This window comes from Stenotrophomonas sp. P5_B8 (assembly GCF_054049855.1).
The window spans coordinates 1-1,915 of the sequence record NZ_JBFULO010000578.1 but is presented as its reverse complement, the minus strand read 5'-3'; the positions used below and the strand labels follow the sequence as shown (position 1 = coordinate 1,915).

Below are 1,915 nucleotides of genomic sequence, written 5' to 3'. Positions count from 1 at the left end.
GGTTGTGCACTGGCCAGCGGCAGGTACGCGCCGGCACGGTGCATCTGCGGCGGCCGAGGTAGGAGCCGCCCATTGGTCGGCTCCCCTCCGGGCGGCTCACCGCGCCGGCATCACGCCGCTGGCGGTTCCTGGTTGCTGAAGACCCGTTCCAGCACTTCGGACAGCTCGTCTTCGGAGAACGGCTTGGTGATGTAGGCCTTGGCACCTTGGCGCATGCCCCACATGCGGTCGGTGTCCTGGTCCTTGGTGGTCACCAGGATCACCGGAATGTGCTTGGTGGTGGCATCGCGCGCCAGTGTACGGGTGGCCTGGAAACCGTTGAGGTTTGGCATCACCACATCCATCAGCACCAGGTCGGGCAGCTGCGCCTTGGCGGCTTCCACGCCCGCCGCGCCATCGGTGGCGGTCAGGATCTCGTGCCCGAGCTTTTCGACGATCCGCTGTATCCCCAGCAGCTGCGACGGTGAATCGTCGACAATCAGAATGCGTGCCATGTTGTTCCCCATGTAATGCCCGCAGTGTAGTGCTGCGCGCACAAGGCCGGAAGCATCCGGCCTGCCGTCCGTCGCCTGCCTGCGACGCTCAGTCGATCCGCACCACGGTACGCCCGCGCGACCCGCCTTCCAGCATCGTGTCGAAGACCTCGTGTACCTGCTCCAGACCCACTTCGCGCGTGCAGATCGCGTCAAGGTGGCGCGGCTTCCATGCCCCGGAGAGCTTCTCCCAGACCTGCTCGCGCAACCCGCGCGGTGCCGCCGCCGACGACACGCCCAGCAGCGAGACGCCGCGCAGGATGAAGGGCATCACCGTCATCTCCAGCGCCGGGCTGGCGGCCAGGCCCGCGCTGACCACGCTGCCATAGGGCACGGTCTGGGCCAGCAGGCTGGCCAGCATCGGTCCGCCGGCATTGTCCAGGCCACCACCGAAGCGGGGGGATTCCATCGGCTTGGAGGTGGCCAGCACCTCGCGCGGCAGTACCTGGCGGGCGCCGATGGCGTGCAGGTAGTCGGCCTGGTCGGCCTTGCCGCTGATGGCGTGTACCTCGAAGCCGGCGCGGCTGAAGATGTCCACCGCCAGCGAGCCGACCCCGCCGGTGGCGCCGGTCACCGCCAAGGGACCCTGCGCGGGGGTGAGCCGGTTGTCGGTCATGCGCAGCAGCGCCAGCGCCGCGGTGAAGCCGGCGGTGCCCAGTACCATGGCCTCGCGCGGGCTCAACCCGGCCGGCTGGGCGATCACCGCGCTCGATTCCAGGCGCACGTACTGGCTGTAGCCGCCGTCGCGGGTCTCGCTGAGCCCGCAGCCGGTGGCCAGCACCGCATCGCCCTCGCGAAATGCCGGATCGGTCGAGGCGACCACCGTACCGGCCACATCGATCCCGCCCACCAGCGGGAAGCGGCGCAGGATCCGGCCCTTGCCCGTCCCGGCCAGCGCGTCCTTGTAGTTCACCGAGGACCACTGCGCGCGGATCACCACCTCGCCGGGGCTGAGCTGGTCCAGCCCCATCGCTTCGATGCCGCTGTGGTGGCCGCGGTCGTCGTGGTGGATGCGGAAGGCGTTGAACCGGGCGGGGATGGCCATGAAGATGCCTGACGGGGAGGGAGGCAACACCTTACCCGCTCCGGCCCGGCAGGCGTGGGGCAGGGGGGATGAATCGCGACCCGCTGCCGCTTGGCCCTTCCAATCCTGTCAATCCGCCCCATCTTGTAGAATCGAGCAGGATTTACGGTTGACGGTGCGGAATGACCCGCAGGCAACCTTTCACTGATGGAGCGTGCATGGCCTGGAATACACCCGGCGGCAACAAGGGCGGACAAGGTCCCGACGAGAATCGACGGGGTCCGTTTGGACCTCGCGGTAGCGGCAATGGCGGCGGTTGGGGCGGTTTCCCCGGGCCACTCAAGGACCTGTTCGATGG

Annotated in this window: 2 protein-coding genes and 1 pseudogene; 1 reads left to right on the top strand and 2 read right to left on the bottom strand. The window is 68.5% G+C overall.

Going from position 1 to position 1,915, the window contains the following annotated elements:
- Window positions 1-110 precede the first annotated feature (110 nt).
- A complete protein-coding gene (pilH, locus tag ACXJKH_RS19525) occupies window positions 111-494 on the bottom strand; it encodes a twitching motility response regulator PilH (protein ID WP_256775788.1) in 384 nt (127 codons plus the stop codon).
- A gap of 88 nt (window positions 495-582) precedes the next feature.
- Window positions 583-1,578 carry a YhdH/YhfP family quinone oxidoreductase gene (locus ACXJKH_RS19520; RefSeq protein WP_457321855.1) on the bottom strand — a complete coding sequence of 332 codons (996 nt, stop codon included), beginning with the start codon at window positions 1,576-1,578 and terminating at the stop codon, window positions 583-585.
- Window positions 1,579-1,775: 197 nt separating this feature from the next.
- Here ACXJKH_RS19520 and ACXJKH_RS19515 point away from each other — a divergent pair.
- Window positions 1,776-1,915 (top strand): annotated as a pseudogene (locus ACXJKH_RS19515) (FtsH protease activity modulator HflK); the annotation flags it as partial.

Coding starts and splice junctions, on each gene's coding strand:
- pilH (WP_256775788.1), bottom strand. CDS start 494: ATGGCACGCATTCTGATTGTCGACGATTCACCGTCGCAGCTGCTGGGG.
- ACXJKH_RS19520 (WP_457321855.1), bottom strand. CDS start 1,578: ATGGCCATCCCCGCCCGGTTCAACGCCTTCCGCATCCACCACGACGAC.